13 protein-coding genes, 1 tRNA gene and 1 pseudogene are annotated in these 14,077 nt (G+C 70.1%); 10 read left to right on the top strand and 5 right to left on the bottom strand.

Going from position 1 to position 14,077, the window contains the following annotated elements; all coding sequences use genetic code 11:
- From GLX30_RS04630 to GLX30_RS04615, 4 genes are read left to right on the top strand one after another with little or no spacing between them, the layout of a single operon-like run.
- The gene (locus tag GLX30_RS04630) at nucleotides 1-435 is read left to right on the top strand and encodes a roadblock/LC7 domain-containing protein (protein ID WP_159683872.1); all 435 of its coding nucleotides are present in this window, start codon (nucleotides 1-3) and stop codon (nucleotides 433-435) included.
- A gap of 2 nt (nucleotides 436-437) precedes the next feature.
- Nucleotides 438-809 carry a DUF742 domain-containing protein gene (locus GLX30_RS04625; RefSeq protein ID WP_159683871.1) on the top strand — a complete coding sequence of 124 codons (372 nt, stop codon included), beginning with the start codon at nucleotides 438-440 and terminating at the stop codon, nucleotides 807-809.
- Nucleotides 787-1,419, top strand: a complete 633-nt coding sequence (locus GLX30_RS04620; protein WP_159683868.1) for an ATP/GTP-binding protein — start codon at nucleotides 787-789, stop codon at nucleotides 1,417-1,419. The genes GLX30_RS04625 and GLX30_RS04620 overlap by 23 nt, the downstream gene beginning before the upstream one ends.
- Nucleotides 1,416-1,985, top strand: a complete 570-nt coding sequence (locus GLX30_RS04615) for a GAF domain-containing protein (RefSeq protein WP_159683865.1) — start codon at nucleotides 1,416-1,418, stop codon at nucleotides 1,983-1,985. Before GLX30_RS04620 ends, GLX30_RS04615 begins: the two co-directional genes overlap by 4 nt.
- 108 nt (nucleotides 1,986-2,093) lie before the next feature.
- Here GLX30_RS04615 and GLX30_RS04610 read toward each other — a convergent pair whose 3' ends face one another.
- Nucleotides 2,094-3,215 carry a LacI family DNA-binding transcriptional regulator gene (locus GLX30_RS04610; protein WP_159683862.1) on the bottom strand — a complete coding sequence of 374 codons (1,122 nt, stop codon included), beginning with the start codon at nucleotides 3,213-3,215 and terminating at the stop codon, nucleotides 2,094-2,096.
- A 170-nt stretch (nucleotides 3,216-3,385) separates the two neighbouring features.
- On the opposite strand from GLX30_RS04610, the gene GLX30_RS04605 reads away from it, so the two are divergent.
- From GLX30_RS04605 to GLX30_RS04595, 3 genes are read left to right on the top strand one after another with little or no spacing between them, the layout of a single operon-like run.
- Nucleotides 3,386-4,249: an ABC transporter permease gene (locus GLX30_RS04605; protein ID WP_159683859.1), complete on the top strand. Its 864-nt coding sequence runs from the start codon at nucleotides 3,386-3,388 to the stop codon at nucleotides 4,247-4,249.
- Between the two features lie 42 nt (nucleotides 4,250-4,291).
- Nucleotides 4,292-5,314 (top strand): ABC transporter substrate-binding protein, encoded by a 1,023-nt coding sequence (locus GLX30_RS04600; protein ID WP_159683855.1) that lies wholly within the window; start codon nucleotides 4,292-4,294, stop codon nucleotides 5,312-5,314.
- Nucleotides 5,311-6,156, top strand: a complete 846-nt coding sequence (locus GLX30_RS04595; protein WP_159683852.1) for an ABC transporter ATP-binding protein — start codon at nucleotides 5,311-5,313, stop codon at nucleotides 6,154-6,156. Before GLX30_RS04600 ends, GLX30_RS04595 begins: the two co-directional genes overlap by 4 nt.
- A gap of 65 nt (nucleotides 6,157-6,221) precedes the next feature.
- Here GLX30_RS04595 and GLX30_RS04590 read toward each other — a convergent pair whose 3' ends face one another.
- Both GLX30_RS04590 and GLX30_RS04585 read right to left on the bottom strand, forming a co-directional pair.
- Nucleotides 6,222-7,115 carry a sugar phosphate isomerase/epimerase gene (locus GLX30_RS04590; protein WP_159683849.1) on the bottom strand — a complete coding sequence of 298 codons (894 nt, stop codon included), beginning with the start codon at nucleotides 7,113-7,115 and terminating at the stop codon, nucleotides 6,222-6,224.
- A gap of 14 nt (nucleotides 7,116-7,129) precedes the next feature.
- On the bottom strand, nucleotides 7,130-10,513 hold the full coding sequence (locus GLX30_RS04585) for a ThuA domain-containing protein (RefSeq protein ID WP_244258005.1): 3,384 nt from the start codon (nucleotides 10,511-10,513) through the stop codon (nucleotides 7,130-7,132).
- Nucleotides 10,514-10,815: 302 nt separating this feature from the next.
- On the opposite strand from GLX30_RS04585, the gene GLX30_RS04580 reads away from it, so the two are divergent.
- Nucleotides 10,816-11,181 (top strand): MmcQ/YjbR family DNA-binding protein, encoded by a 366-nt coding sequence (locus tag GLX30_RS04580; protein WP_159683843.1) that lies wholly within the window; start codon nucleotides 10,816-10,818, stop codon nucleotides 11,179-11,181.
- A gap of 139 nt (nucleotides 11,182-11,320) precedes the next feature.
- Nucleotides 11,321-12,063: pseudogene (locus GLX30_RS04575) on the top strand (hypothetical protein).
- Here the strand turns inward: GLX30_RS04575 and GLX30_RS04570 are convergent.
- Nucleotides 12,048-12,968 (bottom strand): transketolase C-terminal domain-containing protein, encoded by a 921-nt coding sequence (locus GLX30_RS04570; protein WP_159683840.1) that lies wholly within the window; start codon nucleotides 12,966-12,968, stop codon nucleotides 12,048-12,050. The pseudogene GLX30_RS04575 and the gene GLX30_RS04570 overlap by 16 nt on opposite strands.
- A gap of 35 nt (nucleotides 12,969-13,003) precedes the next feature.
- Nucleotides 13,004-13,726 (bottom strand): transketolase, encoded by a 723-nt coding sequence (locus tag GLX30_RS04565; RefSeq protein WP_208545554.1) that lies wholly within the window; start codon nucleotides 13,724-13,726, stop codon nucleotides 13,004-13,006.
- A 186-nt stretch (nucleotides 13,727-13,912) separates the two neighbouring features.
- Here GLX30_RS04565 and GLX30_RS04560 point away from each other — a divergent pair.
- Nucleotides 13,913-13,986: transfer RNA gene (locus tag GLX30_RS04560), tRNA-Pro, on the top strand.
- Nucleotides 13,987-14,077 lie beyond the last annotated feature (91 nt).

Genomic DNA, 14,077 nt, shown 5'->3' with positions numbered 1-14,077 from the left:
ATGGCGAGCGATGTGCCGACCGGCCATGTCTCGGACCTCGACTGGTTGTTGAGCGGTCTGGTCCAGCGTGTGCCGTACACCCGTAACGCGGTACTGCTCTCCTCCGACGGCCTCGTGAAGTCGGTGCACGGTCTGGACAACGACAGTGCCGACCACATGGCGGCCCTGGCCTCCGGCCTGTACTCGTTGGGCCGCAGCGCCGGAGCGCGCTTCGGTGACGGCGGCGAGGTACGCCAGGTCGTGGTCGAGCTGGACTCCACGCTGCTGTTCGTCTCCACCGCAGGCTCCGGCACCTGTCTCGCCGTCCTCGCGGGACGGGAGGCCGACGCCGCCGTACTCGGCTACGAGATGGCGATGCTGGTGAAGAGCGTGCGGCCCTATCTGGTCACGCCCGCCAGACAGCACGCCGGGGCACCGAGCGCCGCGAGGCAGTGATCATGCCCTCGCCCACGGACGGCCCGCTCCTCGACGACGCGGCGGGCCGGCTGATCCGTCCGTACACGGTGAGCGGCGGACGCACCCGTCCGACGGCCGCGCTGGACCTGCTCTCCCTGGTGATGGCCACGGGCGCCCCGCCGCAGGCCCATCTCGGTCCCGAGCACACCACGGCGCTCGGTCTGTGCCACGGTCCGACGTCGGTCGCCGAGATCTCCGCGCATTTACGGCTGCCGGCCGTCGTCACCAAGGTGCTGCTGTCCGATCTGGTGGACTGTGGCGCCGTCACGGCCCGGGCGCCGCGCAGCCATGACACACCCACCGACCGTTCACTGCTGGAGGCGGTGCTCGATGGCCTACGACGACGGCTCTGACACCCGTGTCGCCGAGGGCGGCGACCAGTTCCCCACCGCGCTCAAGATCCTCGTCGCCGGCGGGTTCGGGGTGGGGAAGACGACCTTCGTCGGAGCGGTCAGCGAGATCGAACCGCTCAGTACAGAGGAGCTGCTCACCCAGGTCAGCGCGGCGACCGACAGTCTGGAGGGAATCGAGTACAAGACGACCACCACGGTGGCCATGGACTTCGGCCGGATGACCCTGGACGAGCACCATGTGCTCTACCTCTTCGGTACACCGGGCCAGGAGCGCTTCTGGTTCATGTGGGACGAACTGTCGGAGGGCGCCCTCGGCGCCGTCGTGCTCGCCGACACCCGCAGACTCGAGGACTCGTTCTCCGCCGTCGACTTCTTCGAGCGGCGCGGTATCGGATTCGTCGTGGCCGTCAACGAGTTCGACGGTGCCTACCGCTACGACCCGCAGGAGGTGCGGGCCGCGATCGACCTCAAGCCGGAGGTACCGGTCGTACTGTGCGACGCGCGGATCGCCAGTTCGGGCATCGGGACGCTGGTGACCCTCGTCCAGCACCTGCTCACCACAACCGCCGCCGTGCCGGGCCCGGCACCGAGCTATGGAGCACCGACATGACGTACGACCCCATCGGTCATCTTCTGTTGACCCCGGTGGACCGCGAGGCACCCGCACGGGTACGGCGGCTGCGCCAGCTCGGGTTCGGGGAGCGCCCGGATGCTGCGTTCGACGACTTCGCCCGCAGGCTCGCCGAGGTGGCCGGAGCTCCGTACTCCATGGTCAACTTCATCGACGAGCACCGTCAGTTCTTCGCCGGGCTGCACACCCCGTCGGGCACCCACAGCGGCGGTGAGGCGGGTTCCGCGGCGGGCGGTGCGGCGGTGAGCCGGTTCATGGCGCGGGACCACGGGTACTGCCCGCATGTGGTCGTGCGCCGCAAGGCGCTGGTGCTGGAGGACGTCTGCGACTACCCCCGCTTCGCCGGTAACCCTGTCGTCGACGAGATCGGCATCCGCTCCTACCTGGGTGCGCCGCTGATCGACCGTACGGGCATCGCACTGGGTACCGTCTGCGTGGTCGACACCGAGCCGAGGCCCTGGGGCAGGGCGGGTCTGGAGACCATCAAGTCGCTCGCGGCGGATCTCGTCGAGCAGATCCACCGCCGGGAGGACGGCGGCATCTGAGGCGACGCCCCCGGGCGCGGCAAGCACCCCTGGGACGCCGGGTCCCGGGTGTGCGGCCCTTCACCTGACGACGGCCACGGGTGCACCGGCACAGGGCTGCGGCGGTGGTCAGCGCTCCGGCGCGCCTGGGTGCCGGTCGGTGCGTCCGGCGTTGAACGGGCTCGCGGCCGGTCGCTGTTCGCCCCCGCCCGGAAAGACGGCCGGTGCTGTAAGTGGTGTCGGTGGGGGAGCGACACTGGCCCGCAGGACGACCTCACCGCCCACTCGCAGCACCCGTGACCGCGGACCGCGGGGCTCGCGCAGGGCGAGCGCCATGACCTCCTCTCCCATGGCGGTGAGCGGCAGGGCGACCGTGGTCAGTGGTGGCGAGAGCTCCCGCACGAGGGGGATGTCGTCGAATCCCGCGAGTGAGATGTCCTCCGGTACACGCACCCCTTGCTCCCGGAAGGCGGCGAGCGCGCCGACCGCCATCACGTCGGTCACCGCGAACACACAGGTGGGCCGGTTGCCGCGGGCGAGCAGGGTGCGCGCGGCCGCGTAGCCGCCCTCGCGGGTGAACGGGCCCCGCACGATGCGTTCCGGCGGCAGTTCGACGCCGCCCCGGGCCAGCTCCTCCTGGAAGCCGGCGAGCCGGTCCGCGACGGTGGTCAGCGACGGCGGGCCGCTGAGCACCGCGAACTCCCGGTGCCCCAGGTCGAGCAGGGCCCGGGCCAGGGCAGCGGCCCCGCCGTGGTTCTCCGGCAGTACGGCGTCGGCCCGCAGGCTGCGGTGCCGGCTGACGACCGCGACGCGACCGCCGGCCCGTACGTACGGGTCCAGTTCCGCGGCGAGCGCCCGCTCCCACGAGCGGTCCTGGAAGCCGGAGCCGATCAGCAGGATCGCGCGTGCGCGCTGGGCGCGCAGCGTGGACACGTAGGCGATCTCGCGGGCCGGTTCGCGGAAGGTGCTGGCGAGCATCACCAGGAGGTCCTTCGCCGCGGCGGCGCGCATCACGCCGGCGGCGATGGCCGCGAAGTACGGATCGCCGACGTCGTGGCAGATCAGGCCCACCGTGTTGCTCGACGCGCTGGCGAGCGCCTGGGCATGGGCGTTGGGGATGTAGCCCAGCTGGTCTGCGGCGGCGCGCACCCGGCTGCGTAGATCCTCCCGTACCCGCGTGGTGCCGTTCAGGGCTCGTGACGCGGTTGCGAGGGACACTCCCGCCCGTCGGGCGACAGCGTCCAGCGTCACATGAGCCTGTGTTTCCCGTTCACTCACTTGACCCCCCGAAACTTCGGGACGACCTATTGACCATGCGGACGAGCAGTCATTAGCGTGGCGACACCTTACCAGAAAGCGCTTTCTGAAAGCGTTTTCTCCAGCATCGATTCAGCCGCTCCGGAGCGCACCAGGAGTTGACCGTGAGTCAGAGCGCCATCAAGGCAACACCCGTGAAGGTGGCGGGAGTCGACCGGCGTGAGAGGCCGAGCCCGGGGGAGCGGGCGTCCCGTCTGCTCGAACAGAGCTGGCGCCCGGTCGCCCTGCTCCTCGCCTGCTTCGCCGTCTGGTGGGTGGTCGCCGCCGCCGAACTGGTCGAGCCCTACCTCGTTCCGTCGCCCGGCGCGACGCTGGACGTGCTGACGGGCAAGGCCGACTACATCTGGCAGCACAGCTGGGTGACCACCTACGAGACGCTCCTCGGCTTCCTGATCGCGGTGGTCGTCGGGGTCTTCGCCGCCGTGATCATGGTGTACTCGGCAACCGTCGAGAAGACCCTGTACCCGATCCTGCTGTTCGCGCAGGTCGTGCCGAAGATCGCCATCGCGCCCCTGTTCGTGGTGTGGCTCGGCTTCGGCATCGCGCCCAAGATCCTCATCGCCGTCCTGATCGCCTTCTTCCCCGTCGTCATCTCCATGGTGACCGGGCTCAAGGCCGTCGACCCGGAGATGCTCCAGCTCTCCTCGACCATGGGGGCGAGCCCCTGGCAGACCTTCGTGAAGATCAGGATGCCCGCGTCCCTGCCGCACCTGTTCTCCGGCCTCAAGGTCGCGGTGACCCTCGCCGTGACCGGCGCGGTCGTCGGTGAGTTCGTCGGCGCCAACGAGGGGCTCGGCTACGTGATCCTCCAGGCCAACGGAAACCTCGACACCCCCATGCTGTTCGCCGGCCTCCTCGTGATGTCCCTGATCGGCGTCGTCCTCTTCGTCCTCGTCGAGATCGCCGAGAAGCTTCTGCTCCCGTGGCACGCGAGCCGCCGGGAGACCGGCGTCACCACCACCTACTGACCGACCCCGGGCACCGTTCCAAGTCGACGAGAAGGACCAGCAATGACTGCGCGCAGACTGCTTCTGACCGGCCTCGTACCGCTGCTCATGGCCGCCACCGCCTGCGGCGGGGACGACTCCGGCACCACCACCAGCTCCTCAGGGAAGAAGCTGGAGAAGGTGACGCTGACGCTCAACTGGTACCCGTACGGAGAACACGCACCGTTCTACTACGGCAAGCAGCAGAAGATATTCGAGAAGCACGGCATCGACCTCGACATACGCGCCGGTCAGGGTTCACAGAAGACCGTGCAGGCGACCGGCGCGGGCCAGACCGACTTCGGCTGGGCCGACACACCCGCCGTGCTGTCCGGTGTCGACGCCGGTGTCAAGGTCAAGAGCCTCGGTGTCTTCCTGCAGACCACTCCGTCCTCGGTGCAGTTCTTCGAGTCGCAGAACATCAAGAGTCCCGCCGACCTCAAGGGCAGGACCATCGCGGGCACCGCCGGTGACGCCCTTTCCAAGACGTTCCCGATCTTCCTGAAGAAGAACGGCCTCAGCGAGTCCGACGTCAAGGTCCAGAACACCGACCCGGCGGGCAAGATCGCCGCTGTGATCTCCGGCAAGACCGACGGCCTGCTCGGATACGCCAGCGACCAGGGCCCCACCATGCAGAACAAGGCCAAGAAGGCCGTCTCCTACCTCCGGTTCTCCGAGAACGGCCTGAACTTCTACTCCAACGGCCTGATCGCCGGCCAGAAGGTCCTCACCGGAAAGAAGGACCTGGCGCAGCGCATGGCGAAGGCGGTCAGTGAATCGTTCGCGGCGGCCGAGAAGGCGCCCGAGCCGGCCGTCTCCTCGATGGACGGCGCGAGCGAGCAGCTGCCGCCGAAGGAGGTGCTGGCCGAGCAGTTCGCCACCACGCTCACCCTGCTGCACACCGACGCGACCAAGGGCCGGGCCCCCGGTGTGAACGTGGAGGCCGACTGGCAGCAGACCATCGACGTCTTCGCCGAGGCCGGACTGGTCAGCAGCCCCAAGGCCGTCGAGGAGTACTGGGACAGCGCGACCGCGATGAAGGGATGACGATGCCCAGGAACACCACCGTGCGGGAGCCGGACGTGACGAACGACAGACAGGGCGGCCGGTCCGCCACCACGCCGGCGGTCGGCATCAAGGACGTCGCCGTGCGCTTCCGCACCAAGAACCGCGACGTGACCGCGCTGACCGACGTCGATCTCGAGGTGCGGGCAGGGGAGTTCGTCGCCATCGTAGGGCCCTCGGGCTGCGGCAAGTCGACCCTGCTCAAACTGGTCGCCGGGCTGCTCAAGCCCTCGACGGGCGACGTGCTCCTCGGCGGTGAGCGGGTGCAGGGGCCGCGCCACGACATCGGATACGTGTTCCAGCGCGCCGCCCTGCTGGAGTGGCGCTCCGCCCGCCGCAACATCCTGCTCCAGGCGGAGATGCGGAAGATGCCGGCCGAGGTCGGGCGCAGGCGCGCCGACGAACTGATCGCGATGACGGGGCTGAGCGGCTTCGAGGACGCCCTGCCGCACGAACTCTCCGGCGGCATGCAGCAGCGCGTCGCGCTGTGCCGCGCCCTGCTGCACGAGCCGCCCGTACTGCTCATGGACGAGCCGTTCGGCGCGCTCGACGCCCTGACCCGCGAGCAGATGAACACCGAACTCAACCGGATCTGGCGGGAGACCGGCACCACGGTGCTGCTGGTGACCCACTCGATCTCCGAGGCCTGCTACCTCGCCGACCGGGTGGTCGTGATGAGCGCACGGCCAGGCACCATCACCGAGATCATCGACGTGGGGCTGCCCGCGGAGCGGGACTACACCGAGACGATGGGACGGGCCGAGTTCCGGGAGGCCACCACCCACATCCGCGGCCTGCTCGGCGCGGCCTCCGCGCAGGACTGAGCACGACGAAGGGAGCCCCGCACCACCCCCCGTGGGTGGTGCGGGGCTCCCTGCTTCGTGTGCGCTCAGTACCTGAGGTTCGCCAGGTGGGTGTAGCTGTTCTGCGCGGTGGCGAACGGGTCGGCCGGTGCGTCGTGCTCCACCAGCCACTGCTTCACACCGCCACTGCGCGCGGTGTCGAACATCGCGGCGAAGTCCAGGACCCCGGAGCCGACGTCGGCGAACCCGCCGCTCGGGGCCATGTCCTTGACGTGCAGTGCCGGGAACCGCCGGCGGTGCTCCACGAACAGGTCCTGCGGATCGCTGCCGCCGCCCTTGGCCGCCCAGTAGACGTCCAGCTCGAAGCCCACGAGCTCGGGGTCGGTCTCCCGCAGCAGGATGTCGTACAGGTTCTCGCCGTCCACCACCTGGTGGTCGGCGCCGTGGTTGTGGAACAGCACCGGGCCGAGCCCCGCGTTGCGGGCGGCGAGGCCCGCCTTGTTGAACTCCCTGGCCGCCTCACGGAATCCGGCCGGGGTGTGCATCGCCCCGGGCAGGCTCGGCACGACGATCCACCGTGCGCCGAGGGTGTGGGTGTCCTCGATGGCCTGCGGCAGTCCGCTGCCGCGCACGATGTCGTAAGCCACGTGCTCGAGGACCGCCCGCAGCCCCGTCTCGTCGAGCATGGAGCGGATCGCGGCCGCGCTGTTTCCGTGCCGGCCGCTCACACCGACCGTCGCGTAACCGATCTGCGCAAGCCGGGCGAGGGTCCCCCTGAAGTCCGCCGCCAGCGGGGTGCGCATGGTGTAGAGGTGCATGCCGATCCCGGAAGGCGGGATGCGGCGGGAGCGTTGTGCCGTCTCGAGAGCCGTCTCCTCCGCCGCGGCCGCGGAGGAAAGCGGGCCCGCCGCGGTGACCGCCGCGGCAGCGGCGGCGACGCCGAGTGCCCTGCCGAGGAATGCGCGTCTGGTGCCGTTCATTCGGATGTCCCTTCTCAACTGACGTCGATGCGGACGAAGCCGCTGGTCGTGTCGCCCTTGTCGTCGGTGGCGGTGAGATGCGCGGTGTAGGCGCCCGGGCGGGGGTAGGAGTGGGTCGCCGTCGCGGTCTCCTCACCCGCGGGCCGGGTGTTGTCGCCGAAGTCCCAGTGGTAGGAGGCGGCGGTGCGGCCCTCCGGCAGCTTCACTTTGCCGGTCAGCCGCACCGTGAGCGGTGCGTTGCCGGTGGCCGGAGCGGCAGCGACCGTGACTGCCGCTCCCTGACGCTTCTCCACACCCTGACCGTTGAAGTGCAGCCAGTCGACGGCGAACAGGTCCGGCTTGTCGGCGCTCCAGTCCGGGTTGGTGAAGACGGCGTACAGCTTCATCGTGCCGCCGGGGTCCGTCAGCGGCGTCGTGGGGGAGACGATGTCGCCCCAGCCGCCCGTGGCCGGGACGGTCACCTTGCCGAGCAGTTCACCGGTCGGTGATCCGGCTCGGAACTCGATGCTTCCGCCGATGCCGCCGGAGGCCGCGCCCACGGTCACCGAGTCGATGCCCTTCAGGCTGACGGGGTCGAAGCTGATCCAGTCGCCGTGTTCGATCTCGGTGAGCCGCTTCCCGCCGGAAGCGTCTCCGCGGCTGCCCACGACGGCTCCTTGCTGCGCCCCGCCGGTCGACGTCATGTGCTCGGCCTCGCGGAACGCGGTGCGCAGGGTCAGCGAGGCGGACCCGGTGAGGGCGGGCACGCCCGGTGCGCCCTTGTCCTCGTACTGGGCGGTGATGCCGTAGTAGAGGTTCTGGCCGGGACCGTGACTGTCACCGGCGTCGGTCGTGATCTCGCCGGCGCACCCCGTGTAGTTGTCCAGGGGATGGAGGTGGGAGTCGTGGCCGAGCTGCGACTGGACGACCACCCGTGAGCAGTCGATCCCTCGTCCGTCCTCCTTGTCCTTGACCTTCACGATGAAGGGGATGGTGTCGCCGAAGCCGAACATCCCGCCGTCCGGGGGCCGCTGGATGGTGACCTGCGGCCTGGTGTTGCCGACGGTGATGTCCTGGACGGCCAGCCCGGTGAGTCCTCCGGGGCCGGTGACGGTGAGCCGGGCGGTGAAGCGGCCCTTGTCCTCGTACACGTGGGTCGGGTTCGCCTCTGTCGAGTCGGTCGTGCCGTTCCCGTCGAAGTCCCAGGCGTAGCTGACCGGCTCGTCGTCGGGCAGCCCGGAGCCCTCGCCGGAGAACGCGACGGTCAGCGGCACGGAACCGCTGTCCGGAGTGGCCGTGGCCTTGGCGTCGGGCAGCCGGTCGTCGCCGACGTGGTCGATGCGGTAGATCCCGGAGCCCTCGTTGCTGCCGCCGCGCCCCGTGCCGCTGCCGAGCCCGAAGTCGATGACGTACAGCGCGCCGTCCGGGCCGAAGTCGGCGTCGAAGGGCTGGTTCCACGTCATGTCGCCGAAGACGGGGTTGATCGAGTGCAGGTCCCCCGCCTTGACCGGGGCGAAGCGCGGGTCGGTGAACGTCTGGTCGTGCTGCTGGACGGAGAAGGTCTTGAACCATTTACGGGTCAGTTCGTAGGCGAACCACTTGCCGTCGAAGGCCGCGGGGAACTTGCCCTGGTAGGTGTTGGCCTCATCGTGGTCGTAGACCGGTCCGCTCATCGGACCACCGCCGCCGCTGCCGAGCTCGGGGAACCGGTCGGAGGCCGAGTACGCGTACCAGACGGTGGCAGGCCGGGCCGGCGGCAGGTCGGTGAGACCGGTGTTGTTCGGCGAGTCGTTGACCAGGTCGGCGCAGTCGAACTTCGGGCCTGAGGTCCCGGTGGCGAAGTCGTAGTCGTTGAACGGGGTGTTGTTGCCGACGCAGTACGGCCAGCCGAAGTTGCCCGCCTCGGTGATGCGCATGTATTCGACCGTGCCTTCGGGGCCGCGGTCCGGGTCGGCGGCGCGGGCGTCCGGGCCGTAGTCGGCGACCATCAGCGCGCCACTGCCCGGGTCGGTGGTGATCCGGAACGGGTTGCGCATACCCATCGCGTAGATCTCGGCCCGGGTCTTCTCCGTGCCGGAGGCGAACAGGTTGCCCTCGGGCACCGCGTACGTGCCGTCGTCCTTGGGCGTGATGCGCAGGATCTTGCCGCGCAGGTCGTTGGTGTTGCCGGAGGTGCCCTGGGCGTCCCAGGCGCGGCGTCCCTCACGCTCGTCGATCGGTGCGAAGCCGTCGGAGGCGAAAGGGTCGGTGTTGTCGCCGGTGGCGATGTAGAGGTCGCCGTTCTTGTCGAACGCGATCGACCCCGCCATGTGCGAGTTGGCCCGTCCTTCGCCTCGCAGGGTCGGGACGGTCAGCAGCCGCTTCTCGGATGCCTGGTCGATGGTGTTGCCGGTGACGGTGAAGCGGGAGAGGTTCAGCCGCTTCTCGGTCTTGTCGGAGTTCAGCAGGTAGAGCCAGTTGTTCTCGGCGAAGTCCGGGTCGAGGGCGAGCCCCAGCAGTCCGTCGGACTGGCTGGTCATCTCGGGGGTGTACTCGAAGTCGAGCGCGGTGGTGACCTTCAGGGTCGACTGGTCGATCACCTTCACCTTGCCGGTGCGCTCGATGAAGAAGACCCGGCGGTCGGGCGCCACCGCCAACTCGAACGGGTCGGCGAGATCGCTGGTGGCGAGCGGCGTCCGCTGGAAGGCACCCGTCTTCGTCGCGGTGCAGTCCCCGGGCCTGTTGCCCGCGGCCCACTGGATGCCACCGAGCAGGTGCTTCAGGAAGTCCGGCTCCTGGAAGGCGGACTCGGCGTGGCCGCCGGCGGTGAACCAGGAGCGTCCGCCGTCGTAGTTCTGGCACCACGACCACGGGTGGTCGACGCCCTCGTCGAGGCCGGTGATCCCGTCGCGGACCTTGATCTGGGCCAGGGTGTGGACCTTGCCGGTCGGGTTGGTGCGCCAGTTGTACCACTCCTCCGTGCGTTCCCAGAGCTCGGGAAGGCCCTCGGTGGAGGGGTGCGACCGGTCCAGCACCTTGATCCGGCCGGTCTGCACGGCGGGGTGCTTGTCGAAGATGGCGCCGACCAGGCCCTCGTACCAGCCCCAGTCGCGTTCGCTCGCGGAGGCGGCGTGCAGACCGACCCAGCCGCCGCCGCCGCGGACGAACTTCTGGAGCGCGGCGCGCTGCGCCGCGTCCAGCAGATCGCCGCTCTCCGGCGTGGAGTTGGTGTTGTTGAAGACGATCGCCTGGAATCGGGCGAGGTTCTCGTCGGTGAAGGCCGCGGCGTCGTCGGTGGCTTCGACCTCGAAGCCGTTCTCACTGCCGAGCTTCTTGATCGCCTCGATGCCCGCGGGGATCGAGTCGTGGCCGAAGTTCGTGACCTTGGAGAAGACGAGCACGCGATAAGGCGCCGCCTCGGCGCTGGGCGACAGGGTCACCCCGAGTCCGAGAAGCAGCGCCAGCAGTGCGGTGATGACGGGGACGGGTGAAAGTGCGGTGCGACGGGGTCCCGGCCGTCGGGACGGTCGCGGCCGTTCCGGCCACCGTGGGTGTCCGGACGGTGCTTGCCGAAGACTTCTCATGGCGCTCCCGGGGTGCTGGTAGGGCTGCGGGTTAGAAAGCGCTTTCTGAGTACGCCGGACAGCGTAGGTTCAGCCGTCGTGAGGGGTCAATGGGTCGGAAGCGTGCAGTGTGGCGCGGCAGTTGGGCGACTGTCGGTGGCAGCGCTTACGGTGGCGCCATGGCCACAGCCGACGACGTACGCAGGATCGCTCTCGCGCTCCCGGGAGCGATCGAGAAACTGGCCTGGGGCATGCCCACCTTCCGGCTGGATCCCCGCGGCCGGATCTTCGCGTCGCTGGCCGACGACGACCGGGTCATGGGTGTGAAGTGCCCCATTGAGGACCGCGCCGAGCTGATCGCCGCGGAACCCGCCAAGTTCTTCCTGCGCGAGGGCCACGACGACCACTACGCCTGGCTGCGGGTGCGGCTCGAAGCCCTGGACGACGAGGACGAGCTGTACGCGATCCTGCTCGACTCGTGGCGCCAGGCGGCCCCGCGCAAACTGCTCGACGCCCATCCGGAGCTGACGCCGCCGCGTCACTGACGGGGGAGCCCGGCGGTCGGGCCGGATGGACGCGCGTCCGGTGCCCCGGTCGGGTGAGCGGGCGCCCGGGGCAACCGCTTCCCGGCGGCGACGGGGTACGGATGGCCCGCCGTTCCACGACGCCGGGAGGACCCCGCCCATGCCCGCCATCAAGAGCGCCGGGAGCGCGCTGGCCGCGACGGTCTGCGCAGCGCTGCTCCTCACCGGCTGCACCGACGCAGTCCCCGCGCCCCCCGCCGGTTCGAAGGGCCGCGCAGCTCGGACCGCACCCGGACCGCAGGCGCTGCCGGTTCGTCAGATCCCCGGCCTCGGCCCCGACTTCCGCTCACGGATCCCCGGCGGTACCCGCCAGGCACTGGTCGTGACCGGCCGGACGGCCGACACGAACACGTCGCAGGGCGTGCTCTACGAGCGCGACGCCCGGGGCTCATGGCGGCCCGTCGCCGGACCGTGGCCCGCGCACAACGCCCTGCGCGGCTGGACGGACGACCACCACGCGGGCGATCTGCGCACTCCGATCGGGGTCTTCGGCCTCGGCGACGCCGGCGGGCGCTCCCCGACCCCGGCACCCGGCTGCCGTACGACCAGGACGAGGAGTTCGTCGCCCCTGGGACCGGCTTCCTCGGCGAGCCCCTCGAAGGCTCCTTCGACCATGTGATCGCCATCGACTACAACCGCGTCCCAGGGACCAGTCCGCTGGACAAGGAGCGGCCGCTCGGTCTGGAGAAGGGCAGCGGCGTCTGGATCCACGTGGACCACGAGGGCCCGACGCAGGCGTGCATCTCGTTCCAGGAGGACCACATGCGCCGGCTGCTGCGCGCCCTGGACCCCGCCAAGCAGCCGGTGATCGTCATGGGACCCGCTCCTCAGCTCCGGCGGTGAGCGGCCCGGGCCTTCTGCCCGGCGAACGCCGAGATGCGGGCCCTCAGGGACCGCGGGTCCAGGCCGTGGGCGGCGAGGTGCTCGTCGATCGTGCCGTACCGGCGCAGCTCGCGCCGCGCCACACCGAGGCCCAGCACGCGGTGCGGCACGTCCGCCAAGGCGTCGTTCGCGGCCGCGGTCGAGGTGCCCTCGAGATACGGCTCGACGATCACGACGTCACCCCGGCCGCCCGCCGCCGCCCGGACGGCCTGCCGGTCGAAGGGGCGCACGGTCGTCGCGTAGAGCACGCTCACGTCGAGCCCTTCGGTCGCCGCGAGGACGTTGTCCAGCATCGGGCCGACCGCGACCACCGCGGGCCCGCGGCCCTCCCGGAGGGTGAGGAAGCGGTCGCCGATGACCGGCCGGGCCTCGGCGTTGCTCTGCTGCGACAGGCGCACGTACACCCGGCCGTCGCCGGTGACCGCGTGCCGCAGCAGCACTTCTGCCTCGTCGGGGTGGCCCGGAACATGGACCGTCCACCCGTCGAGGGTGTCCAGCAGGGCGACGTCCCCCGGGGACATGTGGGTGAAGCCCCCGGCCGGCCAGTCGTACGAGGCGCCGGCGCTCACCAGCACCCCTCCGGTGTCCTGATGACCGAAGTCGAGCTTCACCTGCTCGAAGGGCCGCTCGACGAGAAAGCTCGCGAAGGTGTGCATGATCGGCCGCATCCCGCTGAGGGCGATGCCGCCACCGGCGCCGATGAGCAGCTGCTCGCGGATGCCCACGTTGATCACCCGGTCCGGATGGCGGCGCTGTGCCTGCTCGAAGCCGTCGGCGCTGATCTCGGCGAGGACGAGGGCCGTCCGCGGCTCCTCGTCCAGCAGACGGGAGGTGGTGGCGATGAAACGGTCACGCATCGTGTCCATGTGGAGAAGTCCCCTCTTGGCGGTGAACGGTGTGCTCAGGCGTTCTTGGGCTCGACACGGGCGACGACCGCCCGTGGCCGCCCCGGGTGCGGCGCCGTGAACGCGGCGTACAGCGCCTCGTGGTCCCTGCCGTCGACCGTCTGCGCCGACCAGCCGGCCGCCTCGAACCGGGAGGCGATGCCGCCGGGCCAGCCGTGGGTCGCGGACACGTTGTCCACGACGAGCGTGTGCAACTGCTCGAGACCGGCGGGACCGGCGTAGGCGATGGCCTCGTGGTTGCTGCCCTCGTCCAGCTCGGCGTCACCGATCAGGACCCAGACCCGGGGGTCGGTCAGTCCTTGGGCCCGCAGCCCGAGGGCGGTGCCCACGGCCAGCGGCAGACCGTGGCCGAGGGATCCGCTGCCGATCTCGGCCCCGGGTACGAGGACCCGGTCGGGGTGGTGGCCGAGCGGGGAGTCGTACGAGCCGAAGCCGGCCAGCCACTCCTCGGGGAAGAATCCCTTGGCGGCGAGGACGGCGTAGTACGCCATCGGCCCGTGCCCCTTGGACAGCAGGAAGCGGTCACGCTCCGCAGCGTCGGTGGTCGACGGTGTCACGCGCAGTACGCGGTCGTACAGCACCCAGAGCGCGTCGAGCGTGGAGGTTGCGGCGGGGCCGTGCTTCTCGTCGCCGGTCATCAGGGCCATCAGTCGGCCGAGGTCGCGGAAGCCGGGCCGTGAAACGCCGGGGACGGGGGCGCCCGGCAGCTCGCCGGCCATGTCGGTGTGCACATCGGCGGATACGGAGGAGGAAGCCGTGTTCGTCATGGCACCCACCGTGCAATCTCAAGTCCACTTGAGGTCAAGCGCTCCCGGACGTGGAATACGGGTTCGTGACCAGCGCCCTGAGTGCGGTATTGTTCTCATGCGCGTTCGGCCAGGGGAAACCCCAGGTCAGGCGGGCATCGGGACGTGGCGCAGCTTGGTAGCGCACTTGACTGGGGGTCAAGGGGTCGCAGGTTCAAATCCTGTCGTCCCGACTCGAGAGAGTCGCAGATCAGGGGCCGGTTCAGAGCAATCCGAACCGGCCCTTCGATCGTTCTTGGGGGCCGGTCGGGGACCGGCGCACTC

This window comes from Streptomyces sp. Tu 2975 (assembly GCF_009832925.1).
Classification (GTDB): domain Bacteria; phylum Actinomycetota; class Actinomycetes; order Streptomycetales; family Streptomycetaceae; genus Streptomyces.
The sequence above is the reverse complement of the archived record's forward strand: the minus strand, read 5'-3'. Positions and strand labels throughout refer to the sequence as shown.

What these genes read in the sequence shown, in the direction of transcription:
- GLX30_RS04565 (WP_208545554.1), bottom strand. Translation starts at nt 13,726, where the DNA reads ATGGCCGGCGAGCTGCCGGGCGCCCCCGTCCCCGGCGTTTCACGGCCC.
- GLX30_RS04600 (WP_159683855.1), top strand. Translation starts at nt 4,292, where the DNA reads ATGACTGCGCGCAGACTGCTTCTGACCGGCCTCGTACCGCTGCTCATG.
- GLX30_RS04595 (WP_159683852.1), top strand. Translation starts at nt 5,311, where the DNA reads ATGACGATGCCCAGGAACACCACCGTGCGGGAGCCGGACGTGACGAAC.
- GLX30_RS04625 (WP_159683871.1), top strand. Translation starts at nt 438, where the DNA reads ATGCCCTCGCCCACGGACGGCCCGCTCCTCGACGACGCGGCGGGCCGG.
- GLX30_RS04590 (WP_159683849.1), bottom strand. Translation starts at nt 7,115, where the DNA reads ATGAACGGCACCAGACGCGCATTCCTCGGCAGGGCACTCGGCGTCGCC.
- GLX30_RS04570 (WP_159683840.1), bottom strand. Translation starts at nt 12,968, where the DNA reads ATGGACACGATGCGTGACCGTTTCATCGCCACCACCTCCCGTCTGCTG.
- GLX30_RS04580 (WP_159683843.1), top strand. Translation starts at nt 10,816, where the DNA reads ATGGCCACAGCCGACGACGTACGCAGGATCGCTCTCGCGCTCCCGGGA.
- GLX30_RS04615 (WP_159683865.1), top strand. Translation starts at nt 1,416, where the DNA reads ATGACGTACGACCCCATCGGTCATCTTCTGTTGACCCCGGTGGACCGC.
- GLX30_RS04620 (WP_159683868.1), top strand. Translation starts at nt 787, where the DNA reads ATGGCCTACGACGACGGCTCTGACACCCGTGTCGCCGAGGGCGGCGAC.
- GLX30_RS04630 (WP_159683872.1), top strand. Translation starts at nt 1, where the DNA reads ATGGCGAGCGATGTGCCGACCGGCCATGTCTCGGACCTCGACTGGTTG.